Source organism: Pseudoalteromonas tetraodonis (genome assembly GCF_002310835.1).
GTDB classification, from domain to species: Bacteria; Pseudomonadota; Gammaproteobacteria; order Enterobacterales; family Alteromonadaceae; genus Pseudoalteromonas; species Pseudoalteromonas tetraodonis.
Genome location: NZ_CP011041.1, coordinates 2,961,215 through 2,988,040, shown reverse-complemented (window position 1 = coordinate 2,988,040; position 26,826 = coordinate 2,961,215). Strand labels below are relative to the sequence as shown.

The following is a 26,826-nucleotide window of genomic DNA, read 5'->3' as shown; positions in this document are numbered from 1 at the left end:
AATAGGGTTGTGGGGTAAGTTAAGCCTATCTTGTAGGTGAAAATTCAGAGTAGCCTAACAGCGCTCTATTGATTTGCTGATGAGTAACTGCTCATTGTGCAAGTGCAATTGGTAAGAATTTAAAATATCTAAAACATCCGTTTTAGTATGTAACTTTATAGTGGAAGTCGAATGGATCAATATATTGAATTTGTCTCAAACCATCCAATTCTAAGCCTAGCTTGGGTTGCGATTGCGTTTCTTATTATTAGTGGCGCAATAAAAAGTAAATTTTCAGCAATTCGTCAAATCAATCCTCAGCAGTTAACGTTACTTATTAACCGCGAAGACGGCCAGGTTGTTGATATGCGTGGGCAAAAAGAGTTTAAAACCGGCCATATTGCCGGTGCTGTGCACTTAAACCCAGAAAAAGCTAAAGAATCTGATTTCTCAACCCTTGAAAAGTATAAGAGCAAACCCATTATAGTGGTATGTGCTGCAGGCATGACTGCCTCAGGTGTTGCAACCGCAATGCATAAAGCAGGCTATGAACAAGTTTATGTTTTATCTGGCGGTATGGGTGCGTGGCAATCAGCAAGTCTGCCAACAACAAGCGGTCGCTAATATCTCTTAGCTAAACCGATTAAGGATTAATTATGAGTAACGTTGTTTTATACACCAAAGGATATTGTCCTTTTTGTCATCGCGCATTAGCGCTGTTAGACAGTAAAGGTGTAAAATACACAAATATTGATATTGGCGTTCAGCCAGAGCTTCGCGATGAAATGATCGCCAAAGCCGGTGGCGCAAGCACGGTTCCACAAATTTTTATCAACGATGAACACATCGGTGGCTGTGACGACATGATGGCACTAGAAGCGCAAGGTCACCTTGATGCTAAGCTCAGTGCTTAATTTAATTAATTATAATAAATAACAGGTTAGGAATAACAATGAACGAACAAAATCAAAACGCAGCAGCAGAAGCTGATGCAGGTGCACAGTTTACTATCCAACGTATTTACACTAAAGATGTATCGTTTGAAACGCCAAATTCGCCAGCTATTTTTCAAAAAGAGTGGGCTCCAGAAGTAAAATTAGATTTAGATACACGCTCTAACAAACTTGATGAAGGTGTTTACGAAGTAGTGCTTGCACTAACTGTAACGGCATCTATCGGTGAAGAAACTGCGTTTTTATGTGAAATTCAACAAGCAGGTATCTTTACGATTGCTGACGTTGAAGAAATGCAATTAGCGCACATGCTAGGTGCATTTTGCCCTAACGTGTTATTCCCGTATGCACGTGAAGCGGTATCTAACTTAGTAAATCGTGGTACGTTCCCACAACTTAATCTTGCGCCAGTTAACTTTGACGCATTATTTGCACAGTACATGCAGCAACGCACAGCGCAAGCTGAGCAGGCTACAGCAGACGCTTAATTTATGAATACAGCCACATCAGCTGTTACTGTTTTAGGGGCGGGGTCGTATGGCACCGCCCTTGCTATTTGTTTAGCCCGAAATGGTCACAAAGTGACTTTATGGGGACGCAATAGCCAAGACGTTGCGACGCTTGCAGCTGAGCGAAAAAATCAACGTTACTTACCTGATATTCCTTTTCCTGACACCTTAATCCTTGAAGCAGATTTACAGCGTGCAACGCAAAGTAGCGATATTGTTTTGGTTGTTGTGCCAAGCCACGCATTTGCTGACACATTAAAGCAAATCAAACCTGCTTTGCGCCCAAATGCAAAAATAGCATGGGCCACCAAAGGACTAGAGCCAAATACTGGGCGTTTGTTACAAGAAGTAGCAGTGCAAGAGCTAGGTGAAGAGGTGCCATTAGCGGTGCTTTCAGGGCCAACCTTTGCCAAAGAAATGGCGATGGGATCACCAACTGCAATTTCGGTGTCATCAACATCATCGGCATTTGCTAAACAAATAGCCGATTTATTGCATTGCGGGCGCTCGTTTAGGGTGTATAACAATGATGATTTTATTGGTATACAGCTAGGTGGTGCGGTTAAAAACGTGATTGCCATTGGTGCGGGAATTTCTGATGGAGTGGGGTTTGGTGCAAATGCTCGTACCGCGCTTATTACTCGTGGTTTAGCAGAGTTGTCGCGTTTAGGGTGTGCACTAGGTGCAAAACCTGAAACCTTTATGGGTATGGCCGGGTTAGGTGATTTAATTCTGACCTGTACCGATAACCAATCGCGCAATCGCCGTTTTGGTTTAGCCTTAGGCAAAGGTGAGAGTGTTGATGATGCCATTGCATCAATCGGCCAAGTAGTTGAAGGCTTTAGAAATACCAAAGAAGTGTACTTACTAGCTCAACGCGCTGGTGTGGAAATGCCAATTACCGAGCAAATATACAAAGTACTCTATGAAAATAAAGACATGAAAGCAGCTGCTATGGCGTTATTAGGTCGTGAACAAAAGTCAGAATAAATACTTCACTATTCTTTAAAAATTAAAAAACCGACATAATGTCGGTTTTTTATTATTGGTAAATAATTACTGCGCGTTTACAAAGCCAAGCTGGCGCCAAGATTCATACACAAACACAGCTACTGCATTAGACAGATTCATACTGCGACTATCGGCTTGCATAGGTATACGCACGCGTTGCTCGTTTGGCAGTGCTTGAATCATGTCATCAGGTAAGCCTCGGGTTTCTGGTCCGAATACTAAGCAATCACCCGCTTCATACTGTGCTTGGTGATGAAATTGGCTACCTTTAGTGGTGCAAGCATACACTTTTTTAGGTTGGCACTTTTCTAAGTAAGCATCAAATGAGGCATGGCGTTGTACATGGCTAAATTCGTGATAGTCAAGTCCAGCGCGTTTTACACGTTTGTCATCCCACTCAAACCCTAACGGTTCAATTAAATGCAATGAATAGCCAGTATTGGCACATAAACGAATGATATTCCCGGTGTTAGGCGGAATTTCAGGTTGGTATAAAACAATATCCAGCACAATAAGCCCTATAAAATCTTTAATTTGACGGGGTCAGTATACACGAACAATGAATAAAAAATGATATACTGAAAACATTAAATACAGCTTACAACGGAAAGATACGTGCATAATCGCAGTTATGAATTTTGGGTCAAGGCCTCCAGTATAGTGACCATGATTATGGTCAGCCTAATGATTGCGACCAAAGCATGGGCGTGGCTTGCGTCGGGTTCGGCGTCGATGCTTGGCTCACTCACTGATTCATTAATGGATATTACCGCGACGCTAATGAGCTTTTTAGTTTTATCGTATGCACTGCGTCCTGCGGATGATGACCACCGGTTTGGTCACGGTAAAGCGGAGGCGCTTGCAGGGTTAGGCCAAGCCGCATTTATTGCGGGCTCGGGCTGTTTATTAATGTTTCACGGTATCGAGCGATTAATAAACCCAGTAGAGCTTTCGCACTCATTATTAGGTGTATGGGTGAGTATTTTTGCCATTGCTTGTACTTTGGTAATTGTATTTGTGCAAAATAAAGTCGTGAAGCACACAGAATCAATCGCTATAAAAGCCGACTCCGTTCACTACAAGGGCGATTTAATTTTAAATGCGGCGGTATTGCTTGCTATTTTACTCGCCTATTATGGCGTACTGTATGCCGACCCATTGTTTGCTATCGGTGTGGCAGGTTATTTATTGTATAACAGTTGGGATATAGCAACCGAAAGTGCCTCGCATTTAATGGACAAAGAGCTACCCGATGAAGAAAAGCAAAGTATTTTTGAAATAGCGCGTAACCATAATGATGTTTATGGGGTGCACGGTATTCGCACTCGACAGGGCGGTAAAGTTAAGTTTATTCAACTGCATTTAGAGCTTGATGACAATTTACCGCTTATTCGTGCCCATAAAGTGGCAGATGAAGTGGAGCTGATGATCACTCAGCAATTTGAATCTGAAGTTGATATTTTGATTCACCTAGATCCGCTGTCGCTTAGTAGTTAACCTATTGAATCACAAAATTTATAAAGGCTTGTTAGCAATGGTTGGCGAATTTCGTCCCGCTCAAAAAACAGCTCGTGCTTAGCCCCTTTAAACTGCTTTATTAGGGTGTTTTTATGTCGGCTTGCAAGCTTATGCTGAGCTTGGTTATCAACCACTTCGTCATTTTCTGCGCTGGCTATAAATAACGGGGTTGTTATGGATAGTTTATCGAGCGCTTTAATAAATGAAAAAACAGTATGCAGCCAGCCATAGGTAACACCGCCTAATTGTAATAGTGGCGTTTGCTGATAAGTTGCCCTAAATTGATCATAGCGTATTTGACTACTGGTTAAAGTGTTAAGCGCAAACTCTTCAGGTGTATAATCGCTTTGTCCTAACGCATAACACCCTGAGAACCCTAATAATGACGCACTGGCGGCGATAAACTGTGCTACGGGTTTTGGTATTCCTTTGGTATGAATATCAAACATGGGCGCAGATAAAAACGCCCCACTAAAGTCATGTGAGTAACGTGCTAAGTAATCAAACGCAATAGCGCCGCCCATTGAATGGCTAAGCAGTAGTTTTTTACCTTGCCAATGCTGCTTTACCACCTCAAGATTAAATTGATTGAGATCGTGACTGTAATCTTCAAATTGTTTGACATAGCCTTTATGGGGGTTTTTTAATAACCGATAAGAGCGCCCTTGGCCTTGGTGATCAACAATAAAAACAGCAAAATTATTACAATAAAGCTCCCAAAGCAGCTCTTTGTATTTATCGAGTCCTTCAATGCGCCCAGAACTAATAACAATGGCAGTGTGAGCCTGTTTAGGCTTAGCGTAAGCATAAAATAATTTACCGGCAGCCGTGCTTAAATAGGCTTTTTTGAGTGTATTAGTATAAAACTCATTAATGGCAGGCAGGTTACTTTTAAGCTCGCTTTCATTGCTATAGAACATGGTCTCTCTTTTGTATTGGTAAGCTTATCTCAACGCATAACCCGCCAGCGTCCTTATTTGATAAAGCTAAATTTCCGCCGTGGGCAATCACCGCATTTTTTGCAATGGCTAAACCCAGCCCAGTGCCGCCGCTGACTCGGTCGCGGGCGTCTGATTGCCTAAAAAATGGCTCACATAGTTTATCAAGTTGCGCTGTGGGAACGCCAGGGCCGTCATCACATATTTGTATAGTGATGATATCACTGTGTTTTAAGGTGATGCTAATAGTATGTTGTGCGTATTTAATTGCATTACGTAAAATATTTTCTAGAGCACTGGCAATCAGCATTTCGTCGCACTCTATATTTACCTCAGCATCACCTTGAATATGCAGCGTTTTATTGTGCTGTTTTGCTTCAAACTGAGCATCGTTAATCACATGGTCAACAATAACTTGTAACGACTGCGCTTGCAGTGATAAAGGTTGGCTATTGGCTTCTAAGCGCGATACCTGCAATACATCGGCTATCATTTTATCAAGTTGATTTGCTTCTTTTTCAATACGCAATAAATACGATTGGCTGGCCTCACTCGCTTGCATTTGCGCCAGCCCTGTGGCCATTTTTAAGCGTGTTAGTGGGGAGCGCAATTCATGGGATATATCGGCAAGTAAACGCTTTTGAGCGCTAAGTAGTTGCTCTAATTGAACAGCCATACGGTTAAAATCGCGTCCTAAAACTCCAAGCTCATCTTTTCGTTGACTATTTATTGCCGCGCGCGCACTTAAATCGCCATTTGAGAGCCTAGTTGCGGCTTGTTTTAAGCTATTTATAGGGGCAATTAAGTTACGACTAAATAAAAAGCTTAATGTAAGTGAGGCGATAATGGCGATAGAAATTTTTAACCAAACTGGCAACAATCTTAAGCGAATAAAGAGCGGTCGCTGTTGATTTATATCGATTTCATATAACTCAAATTCGCCTTCAGGTACTCGAATGCGCACAGGGCCAAAAGCTTGGTAATATTCAGTAAAAATAATTTGAGGTGGCATGCCTTCACTAAAGTTCAGTAAGCTAAAATCAATATTATTCTCAACTTTTTTACTGATCAAAAACTCATCACTACTTAGTGAATTTAAATAAAGTAACTTGCGCTTACTCAAACGCGGGTGAGTAATAATGTCATGAATAGATCGCTTGTGTTTATGTGCACTACGTTCGATACCTCGAGCCAAGTGTTCTAGATTTTTTTGCATGGGCCCTTTTAGGGGGTCATGGCTAATAGCATTGATCAGCGAAATATTACTTAAGAAAAATAGCGCAGTAAAAGTGCCAATGATCGTTAGCCAAAACCAAGCAAAGACTTTAAAAAACAAATAATGTCGAGGGTGTCTTAACCAGCTAAAACGCGTTAATTTACTCTCCTTGGATAAAGACATAACCCGTCCCTCGAATAGTTTTAATTTTTTCCCCCGCGATATGCTCGGCTATTTTTTTACGAATATTACTCACATGCATATCAATAGAGCGATCAAATGACGCTAAACGCCGTCCTAGTACCTCTTCGCTTATTTGCTCTTTGCTTATAACATCAGGGGCGTGTTTTACTAATAAAGCCAATATTTCGTATTCGGTACCCGTAAGCGTGAGTGTGGTGTTATTTACACTGGCTTCACGCGTGGCAAAGTTAATAGTAATACCGTTTAAAGAGAGCTTTTTATTATTGTTATTGCTTACACTATTAATGTGTTCAATACGGCGAGTAATAGCTTTAACGCGGGCAAGGAGTTCGCGGTGGTTAAACGGTTTTGGAATATAGTCATCAGCGCCGAGCTCTAAACCAAAAATACGGTCAAAGTCTTCACCTTTAGCGGTCAACATAATCACCGGCGTTAATTTACTTTGCCTGAGTTGTTTGAGTACTTCAAAGCCATCTATAGAGGGCAACATAACATCAAGTAATATAAGCGCGTAATTGTTTTGTAAAGCAAGCTCTAAGCCTTGTTGGCCATCATGTGCGGTTTGTATGCTAAAGCCTTGTGCGCTCAGATACTCGCTTAATAGCTCACATAAACCGGTGTCATCATCAATCATTAATAGTTTCATACATTAAGCCTTACGCGCTGTTTTATGGTTTTATTTTACGCGTTTAATGTACTAAAAGTTAGTCTTTACATAACCTTTACACTGCTTTGCGTTACTTTGCATTGAGCCGGTTATAGTGAACACACTGGCTAGCAGCCAACAACCAACTCAATATTAAGGTGATGATTATGACTAAGATAAACACGCTATCAAAATTAGTACTTATATGTGGCTTAACAGCAGCAACGCTCAGTGCGGGCAGCGCACTTGCAAAAGGTGATGGCCATAAACAAGGGCACTCTCAAGCACGCTTTTTACTCTCTGAGCGAGCTGCAGATAAACTGGCGCTTACTGAAGATCAACAAACACAACTAAAAGCGATTTTTACAGCGCAAAAAACGCAAATTAAAGCACTAAGAAGCCAAAATAAAGACGCGCGTAAGGCACAGCGCCAAGCTTATAAAGCGCAGATGGATGCGTTATTGTCAGCGCCAAACTTTGACGAAAATGCAGCGAAAGAGTTATTAACCGCACGCCAAGATAAGAAGCAGCAATTGGGATTAATTAAATTGAAAACCCAGCATCAAGTAATGCAACTGCTTAACGCTGAGCAAAAAGAAAAGTTAGCTAAAATACAGCAGCGCCGCAGGTAATAGGGCGAGGTGCGAGGGGCGAGGTGCGAGGGGCGAGGTCCGCAACCCGAAGCCCGCTGATCGAAACTCGTCGCCCGAAGCCCCGCCTTGTATCTACAGAATATTTTGAACCACAGAGGGAGCAGAGGCGCTTTGCGCTCCACAGAGAGAAGATCATTTATTGTCACTTTCTCTGTGTGCTCTGCACCTCTGTGGTAGATAAATGACCTAAAACCTAATACTGACGCGGGGTAAACCCGCTGCTACAGGTATAAAAAACCTTGCTATGTTAACTGCAAGGTTTTTAAATTTCTCGAACCTCGAACCTCGAACCTCGAACCTCGAACCTCGAACCTTTAAAAATCACTTAAAAAAGTCATCTTCGTTTTTTGCCATCATTGCTTCAATGTCTTCAATCATGTCTTGATTGAACTCATCTGCAGCTGTAATCGGCGCGGAAATTTTATTATTTTCAAACGACCATTCACCTAAATCAATAAGTTGGCAACGCTTTGAACAAAAAGGGCGGTGCGGACTTTGTGCTGACCATTCTACTTGTGCTTTGCAGTTTGGGCAGTTAACCATAGTTGGCATAATTTACTCTCAAATTAACATAGGCTTAGCCGCTCAATTTATTGTTAAGCAACTAAGCACTTTATTTAAAAACTAGTGACACGGTTTATCTCAGCAAGTGAGGTCACACCCTCTGCGGCTTTTCGAAGACCTGATAAGCGTATGTTATTAAACCCTGCTTTAAGTGATACCTCAGCAATTTCTAATGAGTTACCGCCGCGCATTATAATTTGGGCAATTTCAGGCGTAATTTTCATTACTTCGTAAATACCAACACGGCCTTTGTAGCCATCGGTACAGTTTTCACAGCCTTTAGGTGCGTATAAAACCATGTCTTGAATTTGTTGTTCACTAAAGCCTTGGCGTATAAGCTCTTCGCGAGGTAACTGCTCTGGTGTTTTACATTTAGAGCATAACCTTCGGGCTAAACGCTGAGCTATAATTAAACTAATAGAACTGGCCACATTATACGCGGGTACACCCATATTTAACAAACGAGTAATCGTTTCTGGCGCTGAATTGGTATGCAGTGTTGAGAGCACCAAGTGACCTGTTTGCGCCGCTTTAATTGATATTTCTGCAGTTTCTAAATCACGTATTTCACCCACCATCACCACATCGGGATCTTGACGTAAAAACGCCCGCAGTGCATTAGCAAAAGTCATATCTGCTTTAGTATTTATTTGTACTTGGTTAACCCCTTCGAGGTTAATTTCTACCGGATCTTCGGCGGTACTAATATTCCGCTCCGGCTGATTTAGTATATTTAAGCCCGTATACAAAGAAACCGTTTTACCTGAACCGGTTGGGCCTGTAACCAAAATCATTCCTTGCGGTTGCTCAAGTGCATCGAGGTATAGTTTTTTCTGCTCGGGTTCATAGCCTAATACATCAATACCTAGCATGGCACTGGATGAATCAAGAATACGCATTACAATTTTTTCGCCCCACAAAGTTGGCATGGTACTAACACGAAAATCAATGCTTTTACGCTCTGTTACCTTAAGCTTAATACGGCCATCTTGTGGTTTACGCTTTTCTGCAATATCCAGTCGCGACATTACTTTTATTCGCGCTGATAATTTACTGGCTAAAGTATTTGGCGGACTGGCTACTTCGTGCAAAATACCATCAATACGAAAGCGAATACGGTATTTGTGTTCATAAGGTTCAAAGTGTAAATCTGAGGCGCCTTTTTTTATTGCATCCATTAAAATTTTATTAATGTAGACAATAATCGGGGCGTCGTCTTTGTCATCGTCTTTAGGAGTGTGTTCTTTGTGCTGCTCAGAATCGAGTTCAGCGAACTCTTTAAATTCGTCTTCACTTAAATTTAAACTGCCAGTGGCATCGAGTAATTGCTCAATTTTGTTATCGAGCTGGACGTAGTCAACCACAACTACTTCGCACGATAAACCCGTGCTAAATTCAAAGTTTTCGAAGGCACCATAATCGGTAGGATCTGAGGCGGCAATATACACTTTTCTGCCTTTTTGTACCAAAGGCAAAATATGGTGTTTGCGGATCAGTTTTTCTTTAACCAGCTCAGCTGATATTTGTGCAACATTAAAATCTTTTAAATCAAAAAAAGGCACTCTAAATAAATCAATGCATTGCTCAGCTAAATCTTTACTGTCTATTTTTCCACATTTAGAGATAAGCTCTGCAGTTGACGCAAAATCTTGCTGCCGTGTTTTTACGGTATCAGTATCAACCCGGCCGAGGGTAATAAATTTTCTTAATAACGGTGAGTTAATATTCATTGCGCACCTGATTTAATCCTTCTTTAGTCAGCAATTTATCAGAAAAAAGAAAGGAATACATTAATCGTACCAATCCAAGCGATTTTTACTGATAAAAATATCAGTTTATTGCGCTGTGATTGGGTTAATTTATTTATATTGTAGACTTAGCTTGCTGTAAATAATAATTATGCAGTTTAAGTAAGTCTTGTTTTACATCGCTTAGGTCGCGGTTATTATTTAAAATATCATCCGCTTTTTGTTGTTTATGCTCTCGAGACATTTGCGCGTCAATAATTTGCTCTGCTTGTTCAATGCTTATTTTGTCGCGCTGTGTAGTACGTGCAATTTGCACCTCTTTGGGAACATCTATTAGCAAAGTACGATGACAGTAGCCATCAAGCCCATTTTCAAATAATAGTGGGGCAACTAACACCACGTAGTCGCTTTGCGCGTTTTTTAAATCAATAATAAGCTGAGTGCGTATTAATGGGTGCAGCAGGGCATTGAGCCATGTTTTTTGCTCAGGGTTACTAAAAATGCGCGCTCTTAGCGTGCTGCGATTTAAAGCGCCATGTTCATCGAGTATATCATTGCCAAAATGCGCAATAATCGCTTTTAGGCCATCAGTGCCGGGTTCAACCACTTGGCGAGCCACTATATCAGCATCCACAATAGTAATACCTAGTTCTGCCAACATATTGCTTACGGCGGTTTTACCACAGCCAATCCCGCCAGTTAGTCCCAATACCCAGTTATTTTTATGATGTTGTGTATTGCTCATAGTTAGTAGCCAATAAAATTAAAATAGCTGTTTTGCAGTTGCGTGCCCCATAGCATAGTGAACCAACCGGCTATTGCTAAGTAAGGACCAAAAGGAATGGGGGTTGCTTTGTCTTTACCTTGAATACTCAGTAGAGCAATGCCAATTACAGCGCCAACTACGCTTGAGAGCAAAATAATGGTCAATAACGATTGCCAACCCAGTATGGCTCCAAACACCGCCAGTAATTTAAAGTCGCCATAGCCCATGCCTTCTTTGCCGGTTATTAATTTAAACAACCAAAACACACTCCATAAGCTTAAATAGCCACATGCTGCGCCAATAATGGCATCGCTAGGGGCAATGGTATAACCCATAACTGAGGCGATTAACGCTAACCATAAAAGTGGCAAAGTAAGCTGGTCCGGCAGTAGCATGTGATCAATATCAATAAAAGTCAGTGCTACCAACGCCCAAGTAACTACTATGTATAATAAAGCCTGCTCTGTAGCGCCAAAGGTGTAGGCAACCACTAAACTTAAAATAGCAGTAATGGCTTCAACGATTGGGTAACGTACTGATATTGGGTTGTTACAGGTTGCGCATTTACCTTTTAAAAATAACCAACTAATAATGGGAATATTTTGCCACGGTTTAATCGCCGCTTTGCACTTTGGGCAACATGAGTTGGGTTTAACTAAGTTAAACGTGTCAGTAGTTTGTGAGGTGGTCTGTTTAGCCTTTGGGCTGGTTAGTTCATCGGCTAATAATAAGCGGCATTCAGTTTGCCATTCTTTTTGCATCATTAGTGGCAAGCGATAAATCACCACATTTAAAAAGCTACCAATACATAAACTCACTAGGCCAATCGTGGTTAAGTAAAACCATAAATGGCTTTGCATTGCGGCGGTGATATCAATAAAAAAAGTATGCATTTATCTTACCTAAAACTAAATTCTGTGTTGATAATACAGTGGTTTTACATAAGTGCAAAATTAGGTTCGAGGTTCAAGGTGTTAGGTTTGAGGTTCGGGCAACGGGCGACGAGTTGTGGGGAACCACCGCGTTTTAATTGTTTTGTAGGCGGGGCTTTATGCCGCGCACTTTAGTTGCGGGCAACGGGCTTCGGGTAACGGGCCTAGAAACTCGAAGCTCGAAGCTAAATAACAGAACCTAGTTGGAAAATAGGTAAGTACATGGCCACAATTAAGCCACCGACTAGTACGCCGAGTACTGCCATTATTAACGGCTCTAATAGGCTTGATAAGCCATCTACCGCGTCATCTACTTCTTGCTCGTAGATAGTTGCTACTTTTGCGAGCATGCCATCAAGCGAACCTGACTCTTCACCAATGGCAACCATTTGTATTACCATATCTGGGAATATTTTTGAATTACGCATCGCCCAGTTCATTTGATTGCCTGAGCTTACCTCGGCTTTTATTTCTAAAATAGCATACCGGTAAATTGCGTTACCAGAGGCACCTGCTGCAGAATCCAAAGCATCCACCAATGGTACACCCGCAGCAAAGGTGGTCGATAAAGTACGTGCATAACGCGCCACCGCTGCTTTATTAAGTATCATGCCAATAACCGGGAGTTTAAGTATGGCGCGGTCAGTGGCATCACGCAGTTTTAAACTTCTTAAATGTACTTCTTTAAATATATAACCGAATGCCACAACGCCAATTAGGGCTATCCACCAGTTGGCTTGCATAAATTCTGAAATACCAATCACAAATAAAGTAAAAGCAGGCAGTTCTGCACCAAAACCTGCAAAAATATCCTGAAATTGCGGTACTACAAAAATTAACAAAATAGAGGTAACAATGAATGCCACAACTAAAACTGCTGCTGGATAAAACATGGCTTTTTTAATTTTTGATTTTAGCGCTTCTGACTTTTCTTTATAAAGCGCAACGCGATCAAATATTTTATCAAGCGAGCCCGACTGCTCGCCTGATGCTACTAAATCGCAATATAAATCATCAAAATAACGGGGATGTTTTCTGAGTGCCATTGATAATGGTTGACCAGCTTTCACTTCATCACCAATAACGGCCATTAATTTACTCACACTTTTGTTGGTGGAACCAGAACCTATCATTTCTATGGATTGTATCAACGGCACACCCGCCATAAGCATAGTAGCTATTTGTCGAGTAACTATAGCAATATCTTTTGGGGTGATTTTTTGCACGCTTTGTAGGCCAAACAAAGGTTTTGCTTTTCGTTTGACTTTTGAGGGAGTAATACCTTGTTTACGTAATTGGGCTTTCACCAAGGCTATGCTAGAACCCGCTAGCTCTCCTTCAAGACGTTTACCTCTTGCGCTTACACCTATCCATTGAAATGTATCTAGCTTATTTGTTTTTTTCATAGTTCATCAAATAAAAAGGGCTAAATAGCCCTTTATAAACTTATTATTAACAAAGGTTAGGTATTCTTGTTTGAGATGAGCATGTGCCACCTACAGCAAATACAAAAGTTGATGGAGGTGGATCACCAGCCGCAATTACAGGTGGAGTCAGTGTGTATGTATAACCACCAGCACTTGCTGTGCCTGTAGCAGTTATTACACCAGTGGCTGCAATGGCTACAGATGCTAAATTATCATTTGCTGCAGGAGCTGCTATGCCTAATTCTGTGAAAGTATTACAAGCAGCTATAATATTGTTATTTTCCTGTAAGCACTGTGCCATAGTTGTTTTAACAGAAGCAGCTGATGTTTTTACTTCTGCAAAACGTGCTTTCAGTGTGTAATCTTGATATGCAGGCAGCGCTACCGCTGCAAGAATACCGATTATTGCTACTACGATCATTAATTCAATTAGGGTGAAACCCTTTTGGTTTTGTTGTGTCATTGTTTGCATGTTTCCTCTCCTAAAGGATAATGTTGTGGTAAGCCAAACGGGTATAAGTTTTTAAATATAACTTATGTGTTCACTTAACCTGTTACTACAAAAAAATAAGATCATTTTACCAAATTTAGTGCTGTGTATAAGCGGTAAAATATTCGTCGCAAAGACACGCACTGCATGGCGGTTATTCGTTACTCGTCCCTTATTTGAGTATAAACCTAACTATTAAAAGTTAGTTATAACCCGCGTAAGTTACAAGCTAATTATAAAAATAAACCCTGTCGCTTATTTTTACTCTGTCGCTTATAAATGCTTTTCCACTCTTTTTAACTAATTAAAAATTTAAAACTAGTCAATATGAATGAGTCTAACACTGTTTATTGCGCTTTTGTATGTAAAAACACTATAAAAAACGCATTAATTTAATAACTTGTTACAAATAATCCTTTTGAATTATTTAATGCCCTTTTTTAAAAGCTGTCAATCAATTAGCTTAAGAATATATAAATAAATTCTACATTGTTTACTCAAATCGCATCGATAAATCGATTGATTGTAAATTTTTTGTAAGCGCACCACTTGAGATAAAGTCCACACCAGCTTGCGAGTAGGCTTTTAGTATTTCCAAGGTCATATTGCCTGATACTTCTAACTTAGCGCGCTTATTTGTAATGCTAACTGCTTGGCGTATTTGCTCTGGATTAAAATTATCTAACATAATAATGTCGGCGCCTGCGTTAATGGCTTGCTCTAGCTCATCAAACGATTCAACTTCAACCTCTATCGGTTTATCGGCATGATTTAGCTTAGCTTGAGTAACTGCGTTATTAATTCCTCCACAGGCTGCTATGTGGTTTTCTTTAATTAAAAACGCATCAAACAAACCAATTCGGTGGTTTGCACCGCCACCACACTTAACTGCATACTTTTGTAGCGCTCTAAGTCCTGGAATAGTTTTACGGGTATCGAGCAGTTGCGTGCTAGTGCCACTTAACTCTTTTACATAGTGCGCAGTGGTGGTGGCTGTGCCAGAAAGCGTTTGTACAAAATTAAGTGCAGTTCGTTCAGCCGTTAAAATAGCGCGAGCAGAGCCTGATGCGGTGAACAGAGTGCTATTGGCACTAACAAAGTCGCCATCGTTAACGCATATGTTTACAACCACGCTTGGGTCGACTTGTTTGAACACCTCAATGATTAGATCTTTACCACAAAAAATGCAGTCTTCACGGGTGATCACTTTCGCATTGGCTTGCTCTGCTTGAGGAATGAGCTGCGCGGTAATATCGCCTTGTTCTGCGCTTTGATAATTTAGGTCTTCATCCAGTGCTAAAGTAACAAGTTGGCTAATTAGGGTGTGCGAAATAGACATGAAAAAGCTCATAGTAGATAATAAATTAACTAAATTTTACTCTGTTTAATTACTAATTAGAAGCGGCTAACAACTAAACTAAAAAGCCAGCGCTTAAATAACGCGTTAATCATATTTTATCGTTTAGTATTACGCTATCTTTATGGGATTAAATCTATTAGCATCTTGATATACATCAATTTTGGTTGATTAACCTGAGCGCTGCGAGCTACGGGCAGCGGGATGCGGGCAGCGGGTTTATAAAATAAAGGTTCTAGGTTTAGGCAGAGATTAAGCCAAGCACGGTGTTTGTGTTGAGTGTAGGCGGGGCTTTACGCCGCGCACATGTAGCAGCGGATTTATTCCGCGTCGGTATTAGGTATTAGGTATTAGGTTCTAGGCTACATAAGTTTTAAATAAATAGTATGAAAATAGATTCTTTAGGCGTTATAAATAATATTAGCCAGCGGGCGTGTAGCCACTTTGATGAGCGACCTGCTCACTACGATATTTCGCTGTTGGTTATTCATAATATTTCATTACCCGCTGGGCAATTTAACACTTCTTACGTTGATGACTTATTTATGGGGTGTATTGATTGTAATGCGCACCCTAGCTTTAGTGACCTAGAGGGGCTTAAGGTGTCAGCGCATTGTTTTATTAAGCGCTGCGGCGAAGTTATACAGTATGTGCCTTTTGAAAAACGCGCATGGCATGCGGGGCACTCCTGCTTTGCTGGGCAACAAAATTGTAATGATTTTAGTATAGGTATAGAGCTTGAAGGCACAGATACAATTAACTATACCGATGCGCAATATCAAAGTTTAGCTGCATTGGCGCAGGCTATTATGCAGCGCTATCCAAAAATAACAGCCAGTAATATAGTTGGGCATTGCGATATAGCCCCTGGGCGAAAAACCGACCCTGGAGCGAGTTTTAACTGGCGTAAGTTTTTCAACCTAATTGAATAACTAGGGTCTGTTGACCTTTCAAGGTTAAATTTGCAGCAGTCTGTTTGGTATTTAGGCAAGGCAGCGCCTATGTGGTGTGGTTATTCCCCATAAATAGGCGATAACGTAGTATCAATGCCAAACAGGCGCTGCCCTTCGGGTTCTGCCTAGGGACGATTTACTCTTTGTTGCTCGGTTTTGACTTAGCCCACTAGGTTACAAACCTCGCGCCGCGATTAAATCGCCCCTAGTTTGAACAAATTATAATCCGCAAAGGTCAACAGACCCTAAATTAAGCGAGTAACAACATGATTTTGGTTTCAATAATAATAGCACTGATACTTGAGCGTTTAGGTGCTCGCTCTGCGCATTGGCAAATGAGTTATTACGCTAATGGCTACTTAACTCGCTCTGTTAATTTATTGACCAATAAAGGTTTATTTGGCACAGCTACGGGGTTTTTAATTTGGCTATTCCTGCCTGTGATTGCTATTGGGTGTGTGTATTTTTTATCTGACTTTGTACTTTGGCAGCTTGTTTTTAATGTGGCGGTGTTACTCGTTTGTTTTGGTTGTGCTAAGCAACGCGCTTTGTATAAGTCGTATTTAAATGCACTGACCCGAGGGGATCAAACTGCAGCTACCTTATACGCTTTGCAATTAGGGCAAAAACGCACAGAGGAGCAACAAGGCGGCGAAACCTTAGGGCAAACGCTGGCTTGGGTTAACTTTCGATTTTATTGTGCGGTTATATTTTGGTTTGTGGTATTGGGCGTTGCTGGTGCTGTTTTTTATGCATTAGTACGTACCTTTGCCGACTTAGTGAGTGACAACCGTGATGAAGTCATTGCTAAGCATTTTAAACTCCTCCACCGTTTATTGTTTTGGCTTGATTGGCTCCCCGCGCGTATTACCAGTTTTGGCTATTTAGTGATTGGTAACTTTAATAAAGGGACTAGCTGTTGGCTACATTACGTGTTTGACTTTTCAAGCCCTAATCGCAAGGTGGTTACTTATACGGCGCTAGCGGCTGAACAAGTTGAAGAGCGCTACTATGGTTGCACCTTTGAGGCCACCTGTATGATCAAACTGGTTAAGCGAAATGTACTTTTCTACTTAGTATTGATTGCTTTAATGACTTTATTTGGTGGTTTAAGTTAAAGAGCAGGGGTTAGGTTCTAGGTATTAGGTAGAAATTAAGCCAAGCACTGTGATTTGCTTGGTGTTGGCGGGCTACGAGCAATGAGCAACGGGGAACGGGCTTAAAACCTTTGATCTTTAACCTAGACCCTAAATATGCGGGAGGTAAACTCTCGATTACAATAAAATTTATATTTTAGAAGCAAATGTAGAGCTTAAATAATTTAAAGCTATGCTTTTCAAGCTCGGCGTCTACCTCGTAAATATTAAACACTTATCTTGATTTTACTTATTGATATAAAGGGAGCATCCAATAATCTCTTCCCGAACCCCGAACCCCGAACCCCGAACCCCGAACCCCGAAAATTAAAAATTAGCTGGTCTGACCATTTGTTTTTCATCTTATTAACCTTTCTTTACCCTCTGTGATCTGTGTATTATTTGAACTTTGTTTAAATTACGTTACGCTGGCCTTAGGGCTTTAAAACTGCTGTAAATTGACAGTAATTACGGTTTTTGATAACGTATGGCAAAATTTGGTATGACCAATTTACCTTTTGGTCAGGTCATTCAGTTAAAAGCCTTATTTAATGGGCTGCTAGCATTTATACAACGCGGACGTTGATTGATGTCTTTAAAAATTAAAGCGGCAAAATTATCTGATGTTATTTTACAACAACTTGAGAACATGATTCTTGAGGGGTCGTTAGCACCAGGAGAAAAGTTACCACCGGAGCGTGAACTCGCCAAGCAATTTGAAGTGTCGCGTCCGTCGTTGCGTGAAGCCATTCAAAAGCTTGAGGCAAAAGGGCTCGTAACCCGTCGCCAAGGTGGTGGAACGTATGTAAAAAATCAATTGGAGGAGGGACTGACTGATCCGTTGTTTGATTTGATCAGTAAACACCCCGAATCGCAATTTGATTTATTAGAATTTCGTCATGCGCTAGAGGGAATTGCGGCTTATTACGCAGCACTTCGCGGAACAAGTAACGATTTTGCAAAAGTAAAACAGAGCTTTGATCAGATTGCATTAGCTAAAGATGAATTAAAGCAAAAAGCCAAAGCGATTAATGACTTTCATTTTTGCATTGCTGAGGCGTCTCATAACGTAGTGTTACTGCATTTAGTAAGAGGGATGCAAAGCTTACTTGAGCAGAATGTTTTACAAAATTTAACGGTGTTACTTAAAAAGTCAGATATAAGCAGCCAATTAGCCGAGCATAGACGCTTATTAATGGATGCAGTGATTGACGGTAATCCTGAACAAGCTCGCTTAGCAAGTAATGCGCATTTAGCCTATATTGAAGAAGCATTGCTTGAAGCGGGTAAAGAGCACTCGCGAATTGAACGTAGTTTAAGACGCACCAAACAAAATTAAGCAAGTACATTCACTGTTAACTTGATTCAACAGTGAAGTATTCAATACATAAAATTAGTATTTTAAACATAAGGAAACCTCCATATGTCTGAAGTCAATAAAATTGACGTAGACGCGCTAGAAACACAAGAGTGGTTACAAGCTCTTGAATCGGTTGTGCGCGAAGAAGGTGTTGAACGAGCTCAGTTTTTACTTGAGCAAGTGTTAGAGCAAGCCCGCTTAGACGGTGTTGATATGCCAACTGGCATTAACACAAACTACGTTAATACGATCCCGGTTGATCAAGAACCTGCCTACCCTGGTGATGTAAATCTTGAGCGCCGTATTCGTTCAATTATTCGTTGGAACGCGATTATGATTGTATTGCGTGCATCGAAAAAAGATCTCGACTTAGGCGGCCATATGGCGTCTTACCAATCGTCTGCTGCATTTTATGAAGTATGTTTTAACCATTTCTTTAAAGCGCCAAATGATGTTGATGGTGGCGATTTAGTCTATTACCAAGGCCATATTTCTCCGGGTATTTATGCGCGTGCATTTGTTGAAGGGCGTTTAAGTGCTGAGCAGCTTGATAATTTCCGTCAGGAAGTAGATGGTAAAGGCTTACCTTCTTACCCTCACCCTAAATTAATGCCAGAGTTTTGGCAGTTCCCAACGGTATCTATGGGCTTAGGTCCAATTTCTTCAATTTACCAAGCACGTTTCTTAAAATACTTAGATGGCCGTGGCTTAAAAGACACTAAAAACCAACGTGTATATGCGTTTTTAGGTGATGGTGAAATGGATGAGCCAGAATCACGTGGTGCTATTTCTTTTGCTGCCCGTGAAAAGCTAGATAACCTATGTTACTTAGTTAACTGTAACCTACAGCGCTTAGATGGCCCTGTAATGGGTAACGGTAAAATCATTCAAGAGCTAGAAGGCCTATTTAAAGGCGCTGGCTGGAATGTTATTAAACTTGTTTGGGGCAGCGGTTGGGATATTCTCCTTGCTAAAGACACCACAGGTAAATTACTACAGTTAATGAACGAAACTGTTGATGGTGATTACCAAACATATAAAGCGAAAGATGGCGCGTACGTACGTGAACATTTCTTTGGTCGCTACCCAGAAACAGCAGCACTTGTTGCTGATATGACCGATGAAGAAATTTTCGCCCTTAAGCGCGGTGGTCATGAGCCTTCAAAACTGTTTGCTGCATTTAAAAAAGCAGAAGAAACGAAAGGTCGTCCAACAGTGATCCTAGCTAAAACTGTAAAAGGTTACGGCATGGGTGAAGCGGCTGAAGGTAAAAACATTGCGCACCAAGTTAAGAAAATGGATATGTCGCATGTGGCTCACTTACGCTCACGCTTAGGCTTAGATGACTTAGTATCAGAAGAGCAACTAAAAGAGCTACCTTACTTAGAGCTTGAAAAAGATTCACCTGAGTACAAGTATCTACATGCTCGTCGTGATGCATTACAAGGTTACACGCCAACGCGTATCGCTAAGTTTTCTGAAAAGTTACAGTTGCCAGAAGTTGACGCATTCAAGCCGTTACTTGAAGAGCAAAAGCGTGATATTTCAACCACTATGGGCTTTGTACGTGCTCTTAATATTTTATTAAAAGATAAAGGTATTGGTAAAAATATTGTGCCAATTATTGCCGATGAAGCACGTACTTTTGGTATGGAAGGTTTATTCCGTCAAATCGGTATTTACAACCCACATGGCCAAAATTACACCCCTCAAGACCGTGATATTGTTTCTTACTACAAAGAAGCAACGTCAGGGCAGGTATTACAAGAAGGGATTAACGAGCTAGGTGCAATGTCGTCATGGGTTGCTGCTGCAACATCATACAGCACCAACGACTTACCGATGATCCCATTCTACATTTACTACTCTATGTTTGGTTTCCAACGTGTTGGTGACATGGCATGGATGGCAGGGGATCAACAAGCACGTGGTTTCTTATTAGGTGCTACAGCGGGTCGTACAACGCTAAATGGTGAAGGCTTACAGCACGAAGATGGCCACAGCCACATTCTTGCAAACACGGTACCTAACTGTATTTCTTACGATCCTACTTATGCATTTGAAGTAGCGGTTATTGTGCAAGACGGTATTCGTCGTATGTACGGTGAAGAGCAAGAAAACATTTACTACTACCTAACGCTAATGAACGAAAACTACCATCAGCCAGCAATGCCAGAAGGCGCTGAAGAAGGTATTCGTAAAGGTATCTACAAGCTAGAAAGCTACGAAGGTAAAAAAGCCAACGTACAGCTATTAAGCTCAGGTACTATCATGACTGAAGTGCGTAAAGCGGCGGCAATTTTAAGCGAAGACTATGGTATTGCATCTGATGTTTACTCTGTAACTTCATTTAATGAACTTACGCGTGATGGACAAGATGTTGAGCGTTTCAACATGCTTAATCCAGAAAGCGAGCAAAAAACAGCTTACATTACAAGCGTATTAAACGATTCAGTCACTGTTGCTGCAACGGATTACATGAAAAACTACGCAGAGCAAGCACGTTCATTTATCCCAAGCAGTAACTACAAAGTATTGGGTACAGATGGTTACGGTCGTTCAGACAGCCGTGAAAACCTACGTCGTCACTTTGAAGTTAACGCAAGCTACGTGGTAGTTGCGACATTATCTGAACTTGCTAAACGTGGTGAAGTTGAAAAGTCAGTGGTTGTTGAAGCAATTAAAAAATTCAACATCGACACTAACAAACTAAATCCACTGTACGCATAAGAGGTTTGCAATGAGTATTGAAATTAAAGTACCTGATATCGGTGGCGATGAAGTAGAAGTAACCGAAATACTAGTGAGCGTTGGCGATAAAGTTGAAGTTGACCAATCACTATTAAGTGTTGAAGGTGATAAAGCTGCGATGGAAGTACCTGCTGAACAAGCCGGTACGGTAAAAGAAATTAAAGTAAATGTGGGCGATACAGTAACCACAGGCACTTTAGTGTTCATCTTTGAAGGTGAAGCGCAAGATTCTGCTGCTGACTCTAAAGAAGCTGAAAAAACCGAGGAAGCTGCACCTGCTGCGTCATCGGCTTCATCAATCAAAGAAGTCACTGTGCCTGATATTGGTGATGACGAAGTTGAAGTAACTGAAATTATGGTTGCAGTTGGTGATAGCGTAGAAGAAGAGCAATCTGTCTTAAACGTTGAAGGCGACAAAGCGGCAATGGAAGTACCAGCACCCTTTGCCGGTACAGTAAAAGAAATTAAAGTAAATACTGGTGACAAAGTGAAAACGGGTTCATTAGTATTTGTTTTTGAAGTGTCAGGTGGTGATAACCAAAGTGCCCCTGCAGCGGATTCAAAAGCACAAGAGAAGCCTACTGAAAAAGCTGCTTCATCTAAAGCGTCAGAATCAAGCACTAAAGAAGTTAGCGTACCGGATATTGGTGATGACGAAGTTGAAGTAACAGAAGTCATGGTTGCGGTTGGCGATAGCGTAGAAGAAGAGCAATCTATCTTAAACGTTGAAGGCGATAAAGCTGCTATGGAAGTACCGGCGCCGTTTGCTGGTACTGTAAAAGAAATTAAAGTAGCAACAGGCGATAAAGTTAAAACGGGTTCCCTGATTTTTGTATTTGAAGTGGCGGGTAGTGCACCAAGTGACGCGCCTGCAAAACAAGACGAGCCAAAGGCTGAATCTAAGCCAGCGGCTCAAGCAGTGTCAAAACCAACTGCTGCGCCTGAAAAAGCAAGTGCCGAAAGCTTTGAAAACAACAGCGCTTATGCTCATGCATCGCCAGTTGTTCGTCGTTTAGCACGTGAGTTTGGTATTAACCTTGCGAACGTAAAAGGCACAGGTCGTAAAAACCGTGTTGTTAAAGAAGACGTGCAAAACTATGTTAAGCAACTGGTTAAGCAAGTTGAATCCGGTCAAGTACCTGCAGCTAAAGGCAATGCCGGTGGCGGTGAGCTTGGATTAATTCCGTGGCCAAAAGTTGATTTTGCTAAGTTTGGTGAAATTGAAGAGAAAAAACTCTCTCGTATTCAAAAGCTATCAGGTAAAAACTTACACCGTAACTGGGTGCAAATCCCACATGTTACCCAGTTTGATGAAGCGGATATCACGAGCCTTGAGCAGTTCCGTAAAGAGCAAAACGCGCTTAACGAGAAGAAAAAGCTGGGTGTTAAAATTACGCCACTCGTGTTTGTAATGAAAGCAGCAGCTAAAGCGCTTGCTGAGTTCCCGACATTTAACTCATCACTTTCTGAGGATGGCGAAAGCTTAATCCTTAAAAAGTACATCAACATTGGTGTAGCGGTTGATACGCCTAATGGCTTGGTTGTGCCAGTATTTAAAGATGTTGATAAAAAAGGCATTATTGAACTCTCTCGTGAACTAATGGAAGTATCTGTTAAAGCACGTGATGGCAAGTTAAGTTCATCAGATATGCAAGGTGGTTGTTTTACTATTTCAAGCCTAGGTGGTATTGGCGGTACGGCATTTACGCCGATTGTGAATGCACCAGAGGTGGCTATTTTAGGTGTGTCTAAATCTGAAATGAAGCCTAAGTGGAATGGTAAAGAGTTTGAACCTAAGCTAATGGTTCCACTTTCAATGTCTTACGACCATAGAGTGATTGACGGTGCACTTGCTGCACGCTTTACTGTTACTCTTGCAAGTTACATGAGTGATATACGCCAGTTAGTGATGTGATCACTACAGAGTGAGTAAAATCAAATCCCAGCCAGTTGTTTTTAGCTGGGATTTTTATCATTTGCAATGATACAATATTTGCACAAATGCCCTTTTCTGCCTTGCAGAAACATGGCAGTTAAATTTTGGGGCTGTGTCCCGTTCAAACAATAAAGGTAATAGCATGAGCAACGAATTAAAAACTCAAGTTGTTGTACTAGGCGGTGGTCCTGGTGGTTACTCTGCGGCTTTTCGCGCTGCTGACTTGGGCTTAGAAGTTACATTAGTAGAATCTCGCGAGACATTAGGCGGTGTATGTCTTAATGTTGGTTGTATTCCTTCTAAAGCACTTTTACACGTAGCTAAAGTGATTGATGATGCTGCAGAAATGTCATCTCACGGCGTTACTTTTGGCGCACCAAAAATTGACTTAGATGAAGTTCGTTCTTGGAAAGAGTCTGTTGTTGGCCAGCTTACAGGTGGCTTAGACGGCATGGCTAAAATGCGTAAAGTAAAAGTTGTATCTGGTTACGGTAAATTTACTGGTAGCAATACTTTAGACGTTGAAGGCGCTGACGGTAAAACAACCATTACCTTTGATAACGCAATTATTGCTGCGGGTTCTAAACCTGTAAACTTACCTTTCATCCCAGAAGATGATCGCGTTATTGATTCAACGGGTGCGCTAGAGCTTAAAGATGTTCCTGAAAAGCTACTTGTTTTAGGTGGTGGTATTATTGGTCTAGAAATGGGTACGGTTTACCGTGCACTAGGTTCTGCAATTGATGTTGTAGAATTTGCAGACCAACTTGTTCCTGCTGCTGATAAAGACATCATAAAAATTTACCAAAAGCATGTTAAAGACAAGTTTAACGTGATGCTTTCAACTAAAGTAACTGGCGTTGAAGCAAAAGACGACGGTTTATATGTTACGTTTGAAGGCAAAAATGCACCAGCAGAGCCAGTACGTTACGACAAAGTACTTGTTGCTGTAGGTCGTACACCAAATGGTAATATGTTAGACGCTGATAAAGCGGGTGTGAATGTTGATGAGCGTGGTTTTATTAACGTTGATAAGCAATTACGTACTAACGTAGAACATATTTTTGCAATTGGTGACTTAGTGGGTCAGCCTATGCTTGCGCATAAAGCGGTTCATGAAGGTCATGTTGCAGCAGAAGTTATCTCTGGTCAAAAACATTACTTTGATCCTAAGTGTATTCCTTCAATTGCTTACACTGACCCTGAAATTGCATGGGCGGGTGTAACTGAAAAAGAAGCGAAAGAGCAAGGTTTAAGCATTGAAACAGCAGTATTCCCTTGGGCTGCATCGGGTCGTGCAATTGCTTCTTCACGTACTGAAGGTTCTACTAAGCTTATTTTTGATAAAGAAAGCGGCCGTATTATCGGTGGTGCTATGATTGGTATTAACGCAGGCGAAATGCTGGGCGAAATCGGTCTAGGTATTGAAATGGGTGCAGATGGTGAAGACCTAGCGCTAACAATTCATGCTCACCCAACATTGAACGAATCAATCGGCCTTGCAGCTGAAATTTTTGAAGGTTCAATCACTGATTTACCAAACAAAAAAGCAGTTAAAAAGAAGAAGTAATTTAACTTTTTAATTTAGTTTTTAAAAACCCAGCTTTTGCTGGGTTTTTGTTTTTATAGCCGCCAATTCAAAAATAGATAAAACAAAACTAGCTTTTGTTGGTATCGTTTTTTATTTTGAGCTGATAGCTGATAGCTGATAGCTGATAGCTGATAGCTGATAGCTGATAGCTGATAGCTGATAGCTGATAGCTGATAGCTGATAGCTGATAGCTGATAGCTGATAGCTGATAGCTGATAGCTGATAGCTGATAGCTGATAGCTGATAGCTGATAGCTGATAGCTGATAGCTGATAGCTGATAGCTGATAGCTGATAGCTGATAGCTGATAGCTGATAGCTGATAGCTGATAGCTGATAGCTGATAGCTGATAGCTGATAGCTGATAGCTGATAGCTGATAGCTGATAGCTGATAGCTGATAGCTGATAGCTGATAGCTGATAGCTGATAGCTGATAGCTGATAGCTGATAGCTGATAGCTGATAGCTGATAGCTGATAGCTGATAGCTGATAGCTGATAGCTGATAGCTGATAGCTGATAGCTGATAGCTGATAGCTGATAGCTGATAGCTGATAGCTGATAGCTGATAGCTGATAGCTGATAGCTGATAGCTGATAGCTGATAGCTGATAGCTGATAGCTGATAGCTGATAGCTGATAGCTGATAGCTGATAGCTGATAGCTGATATCTATTCCCTTTTATTTTAGCTACAATGCGCAGCCATCAATTTATAGGTAATAAACCACAGTGACTCAAGGTTTCAAAAATTCAGTTTTAGCGTTACGTGCCCAGCAAATAAGTGAATCTCGACGCGAGTTTAATGCCCGGGGCGGTAAGATGGACCGCTGTGAGCAATGCTTAATTGCCAAGCATTACTGTATTTGTGAGGGCGCTGAGTATGCAAGTTGCGACGCTGCGGTTTGTTTACTGATGTATCATAATGAAAGTTTTAAACCGTCTAATACAGGGCGTTTAATTGCTGAAATAGTCCCTGATAATTATGCGTTTCGCTGGGATAGAACCTCCCCAGATCCTGCTTTATTAGCATTATTGAATAATGATAAATATCAGCCTTTTGTGATTTTTCCTGCAGAAGATGTTGAAACAGATAGAGTAGTAACGCAAGTAGAGCCTGTTGCAGGTAAAACGCCTTTATTTATATTCTTAGATGGTACATGGCGTGAAGCTAAAAAAATGATCCGCAAAAGTCCTTATCTAGATAATTTGCCCGTGCTTTCTATTACCGCACAAAAGCTCTCAGATTACCGATTACGTGTAGCACCCCATGCTCACCAGTTAGGTACGGCAGAAGTGGCTATTATGGTATTGGCATTGGCTGGTGAAGTTGATGCGAGTACTAAATTAGAACAGCATTTTATCAAATTTCGCGACGCCTATTTACTCGGTAAGCGCAACAAAGGCAGGCCGGAATAAACTGCAAGATGTTGATACGAAAAGGCTGGATTTAATGTTTGTTCATAGTTTGAATGTATATAATCTACGAAAAGGCTGGATTTAATGTTTGTTCACCGCTGACCGCTGACCGCTGACCGCTGACCGCTGACCGCTGACCGCTGACCGCTGACCGCTGATTTTCAGGCAAAAGAAAAGCGCGAACCATCTCTAGTCGCGCTTGCGGAATCTTCTAACTTTGTTGCATCCTGCAATTGAACCTAATCAACTCCAATTTTTACATTCCGTGTTATTACAATATTACTTTCTAGTTCTATGTAATATAGGCTATCCGGGCCTGTCTCCATAAATCCCTAAAACATCCTGTAAGGTAAAATCTATTACCAATCCTTATTGCACATCCGAGTGCATTCCTTTTGCTACCATTCCGTTGTGTTGCCCTAAGGCCTGTCCGTTTTATTCCCTATCCTTTAGCAACAACTTTTCCGTGTTGTTATCCATTACGCATCATCCTGATGCTATCCCTTATGCAACATTCCATTGCGATACTCATCCTGAGCCTGTCCTTAAATCCCTGTTATCCTAAAAACCAAACCTTGGTATTCGAGTAGTTAGTCCGTTTCCATTTACTCGGTAAGCGTCGTTGCTTATTTATGGGTTAATTATAGAGAGTGATTTGCAGTAAATGTAGGATAAAACCGCTTATGGTTTAGGTTCTTACAAATGAAATATTTTTAAATTATATAAAATACAATAACTTGCTATGTTTTTGGGGTGTTGAACAGAGTGTTTTTAC

At 41.1% G+C, this 26,826-nt stretch carries 24 protein-coding genes; 13 read left to right on the top strand and 11 right to left on the bottom strand.

Features of this window, described 5'->3' with window-relative positions:
* The first annotated feature begins 171 nt into the window (after positions 1–171).
* The 4 genes from PTET_RS13945 to gpsA are packed head-to-tail and all read left to right on the top strand — an operon-like array spanning position 172 to position 2,431.
* Positions 172–603, top strand: a complete 432-nt coding sequence (locus tag PTET_RS13945) for a rhodanese-like domain-containing protein (RefSeq protein WP_013465947.1) — start codon at positions 172–174, stop codon at positions 601–603.
* A gap of 32 nt (positions 604–635) precedes the next feature.
* Complete coding sequence (gene grxC / locus PTET_RS13940; protein WP_016899746.1) at positions 636–893, top strand: glutaredoxin 3; 258 nt, start codon at positions 636–638, stop codon at positions 891–893.
* A gap of 38 nt (positions 894–931) precedes the next feature.
* Positions 932–1,420: a protein-export chaperone SecB gene (gene secB / locus PTET_RS13935; RefSeq protein ID WP_013465945.1), complete on the top strand. Its 489-nt coding sequence runs from the start codon at positions 932–934 to the stop codon at positions 1,418–1,420.
* A 3-nt stretch (positions 1,421–1,423) separates the two neighbouring features.
* Positions 1,424–2,431, top strand: coding sequence for an NAD(P)H-dependent glycerol-3-phosphate dehydrogenase (gpsA, locus tag PTET_RS13930; protein ID WP_013465944.1), 1,008 nt, complete (start codon positions 1,424–1,426; stop codon positions 2,429–2,431).
* 66 nt (positions 2,432–2,497) lie between these two features.
* Here the strand turns inward: gpsA and trmL are convergent, their stop codons facing one another.
* Positions 2,498–2,962 (bottom strand): tRNA (uridine(34)/cytosine(34)/5-carboxymethylaminomethyluridine(34)-2'-O)-methyltransferase TrmL, encoded by a 465-nt coding sequence (gene trmL / locus PTET_RS13925; protein WP_013465943.1) that lies wholly within the window; start codon positions 2,960–2,962, stop codon positions 2,498–2,500.
* A 156-nt stretch (positions 2,963–3,118) separates the two neighbouring features.
* Between trmL and PTET_RS13920 the strand changes: the two genes are divergently transcribed.
* Positions 3,119–3,949 (top strand): cation diffusion facilitator family transporter, encoded by an 831-nt coding sequence (locus tag PTET_RS13920; protein ID WP_096038927.1) that lies wholly within the window; start codon positions 3,119–3,121, stop codon positions 3,947–3,949.
* Here PTET_RS13920 and PTET_RS13915 read toward each other — a convergent pair.
* Genes PTET_RS13915 through PTET_RS13905 form a run of 3 tightly spaced genes read right to left on the bottom strand, consistent with a single transcriptional unit; the run spans position 3,946 to position 6,974 of the window.
* Entirely contained in the window at positions 3,946–4,890 is a 945-nt protein-coding gene (locus PTET_RS13915) for an alpha/beta fold hydrolase (RefSeq protein WP_096038790.1), read from the bottom strand. The two genes, PTET_RS13920 and PTET_RS13915, sit on opposite strands and share 4 nt — an antisense overlap.
* Complete coding sequence (locus PTET_RS13910; protein ID WP_096038789.1) at positions 4,880–6,307, bottom strand: ATP-binding protein; 1,428 nt, start codon at positions 6,305–6,307, stop codon at positions 4,880–4,882. Before PTET_RS13910 ends, PTET_RS13915 begins: the two co-directional genes overlap by 11 nt.
* Positions 6,285–6,974 carry a response regulator transcription factor gene (locus PTET_RS13905; protein ID WP_008114913.1) on the bottom strand — a complete coding sequence of 230 codons (690 nt, stop codon included), beginning with the start codon at positions 6,972–6,974 and terminating at the stop codon, positions 6,285–6,287. The genes PTET_RS13910 and PTET_RS13905 overlap by 23 nt, the downstream gene beginning before the upstream one ends.
* 167 nt (positions 6,975–7,141) lie before the next feature.
* Between PTET_RS13905 and PTET_RS13900 the strand changes: the two genes are divergently transcribed.
* Complete coding sequence (locus tag PTET_RS13900) at positions 7,142–7,606, top strand: periplasmic heavy metal sensor (RefSeq protein ID WP_008114914.1); 465 nt, start codon at positions 7,142–7,144, stop codon at positions 7,604–7,606.
* Positions 7,607–7,948: 342 nt separating this feature from the next.
* Here PTET_RS13900 and yacG read toward each other — a convergent pair whose 3' ends face one another.
* From yacG to nadC, 7 genes are all read right to left on the bottom strand, one after another.
* Complete coding sequence (yacG, locus tag PTET_RS13895; protein WP_008466423.1) at positions 7,949–8,179, bottom strand: DNA gyrase inhibitor YacG; 231 nt, start codon at positions 8,177–8,179, stop codon at positions 7,949–7,951.
* Between the two features lie 65 nt (positions 8,180–8,244).
* Complete coding sequence (pilB, locus tag PTET_RS13890; protein WP_096038788.1) at positions 8,245–9,921, bottom strand: type IV-A pilus assembly ATPase PilB; 1,677 nt, start codon at positions 9,919–9,921, stop codon at positions 8,245–8,247.
* Between the two features lie 133 nt (positions 9,922–10,054).
* Positions 10,055–10,684: a dephospho-CoA kinase gene (coaE, locus tag PTET_RS13885; RefSeq protein ID WP_096038787.1), complete on the bottom strand. Its 630-nt coding sequence runs from the start codon at positions 10,682–10,684 to the stop codon at positions 10,055–10,057.
* A gap of 2 nt (positions 10,685–10,686) precedes the next feature.
* Positions 10,687–11,598 (bottom strand): prepilin peptidase, encoded by a 912-nt coding sequence (locus tag PTET_RS13880; protein WP_096038786.1) that lies wholly within the window; start codon positions 11,596–11,598, stop codon positions 10,687–10,689.
* 224 nt (positions 11,599–11,822) lie between these two features.
* On the bottom strand, positions 11,823–13,043 hold the full coding sequence (locus PTET_RS13875; protein WP_096038785.1) for a type II secretion system F family protein: 1,221 nt from the start codon (positions 13,041–13,043) through the stop codon (positions 11,823–11,825).
* Positions 13,044–13,089: 46 nt separating this feature from the next.
* A complete protein-coding gene (locus tag PTET_RS13870) occupies positions 13,090–13,527 on the bottom strand; it encodes a pilin (RefSeq protein WP_407681291.1) in 438 nt (145 codons plus the stop codon).
* Positions 13,528–14,047: 520 nt separating this feature from the next.
* Positions 14,048–14,893, bottom strand: coding sequence for a carboxylating nicotinate-nucleotide diphosphorylase (nadC, locus tag PTET_RS13865; RefSeq protein ID WP_096038783.1), 846 nt, complete (start codon positions 14,891–14,893; stop codon positions 14,048–14,050).
* A 404-nt stretch (positions 14,894–15,297) separates the two neighbouring features.
* Here nadC and ampD point away from each other — a divergent pair, with 404 nt between their 5' ends.
* The 7 genes from ampD to PTET_RS13825 all read left to right on the top strand — a co-directional run bounded on the left by ampD (position 15,298) and on the right by PTET_RS13825 (position 26,051).
* The gene (gene ampD / locus PTET_RS13860) at positions 15,298–15,843 is read left to right on the top strand and encodes a 1,6-anhydro-N-acetylmuramyl-L-alanine amidase AmpD (protein ID WP_096038782.1); all 546 of its coding nucleotides are present in this window, start codon (positions 15,298–15,300) and stop codon (positions 15,841–15,843) included.
* Positions 15,844–16,130: 287 nt separating this feature from the next.
* Positions 16,131–16,982, top strand: coding sequence for a beta-lactamase regulator AmpE (gene ampE, locus PTET_RS13855; protein ID WP_096038781.1), 852 nt, complete (start codon positions 16,131–16,133; stop codon positions 16,980–16,982).
* A 607-nt stretch (positions 16,983–17,589) separates the two neighbouring features.
* Positions 17,590–18,339 carry a pyruvate dehydrogenase complex transcriptional repressor PdhR gene (gene pdhR, locus PTET_RS13850; RefSeq protein ID WP_008114937.1) on the top strand — a complete coding sequence of 250 codons (750 nt, stop codon included), beginning with the start codon at positions 17,590–17,592 and terminating at the stop codon, positions 18,337–18,339.
* Between the two features lie 84 nt (positions 18,340–18,423).
* Positions 18,424–21,090 carry a pyruvate dehydrogenase (acetyl-transferring), homodimeric type gene (aceE, locus tag PTET_RS13845; RefSeq protein ID WP_024601738.1) on the top strand — a complete coding sequence of 889 codons (2,667 nt, stop codon included), beginning with the start codon at positions 18,424–18,426 and terminating at the stop codon, positions 21,088–21,090.
* Between the two features lie 10 nt (positions 21,091–21,100).
* Positions 21,101–23,026 carry a pyruvate dehydrogenase complex dihydrolipoyllysine-residue acetyltransferase gene (aceF, locus tag PTET_RS13840; protein ID WP_096038780.1) on the top strand — a complete coding sequence of 642 codons (1,926 nt, stop codon included), beginning with the start codon at positions 21,101–21,103 and terminating at the stop codon, positions 23,024–23,026.
* 163 nt (positions 23,027–23,189) lie between these two features.
* Positions 23,190–24,617, top strand: coding sequence for a dihydrolipoyl dehydrogenase (gene lpdA, locus PTET_RS13835; RefSeq protein ID WP_013465928.1), 1,428 nt, complete (start codon positions 23,190–23,192; stop codon positions 24,615–24,617).
* A gap of 747 nt (positions 24,618–25,364) precedes the next feature.
* Entirely contained in the window at positions 25,365–26,051 is a 687-nt protein-coding gene (locus PTET_RS13825; protein ID WP_033103968.1) for a tRNA-uridine aminocarboxypropyltransferase, read from the top strand.
* Positions 26,052–26,826: the final 775 nt, after the last annotated feature.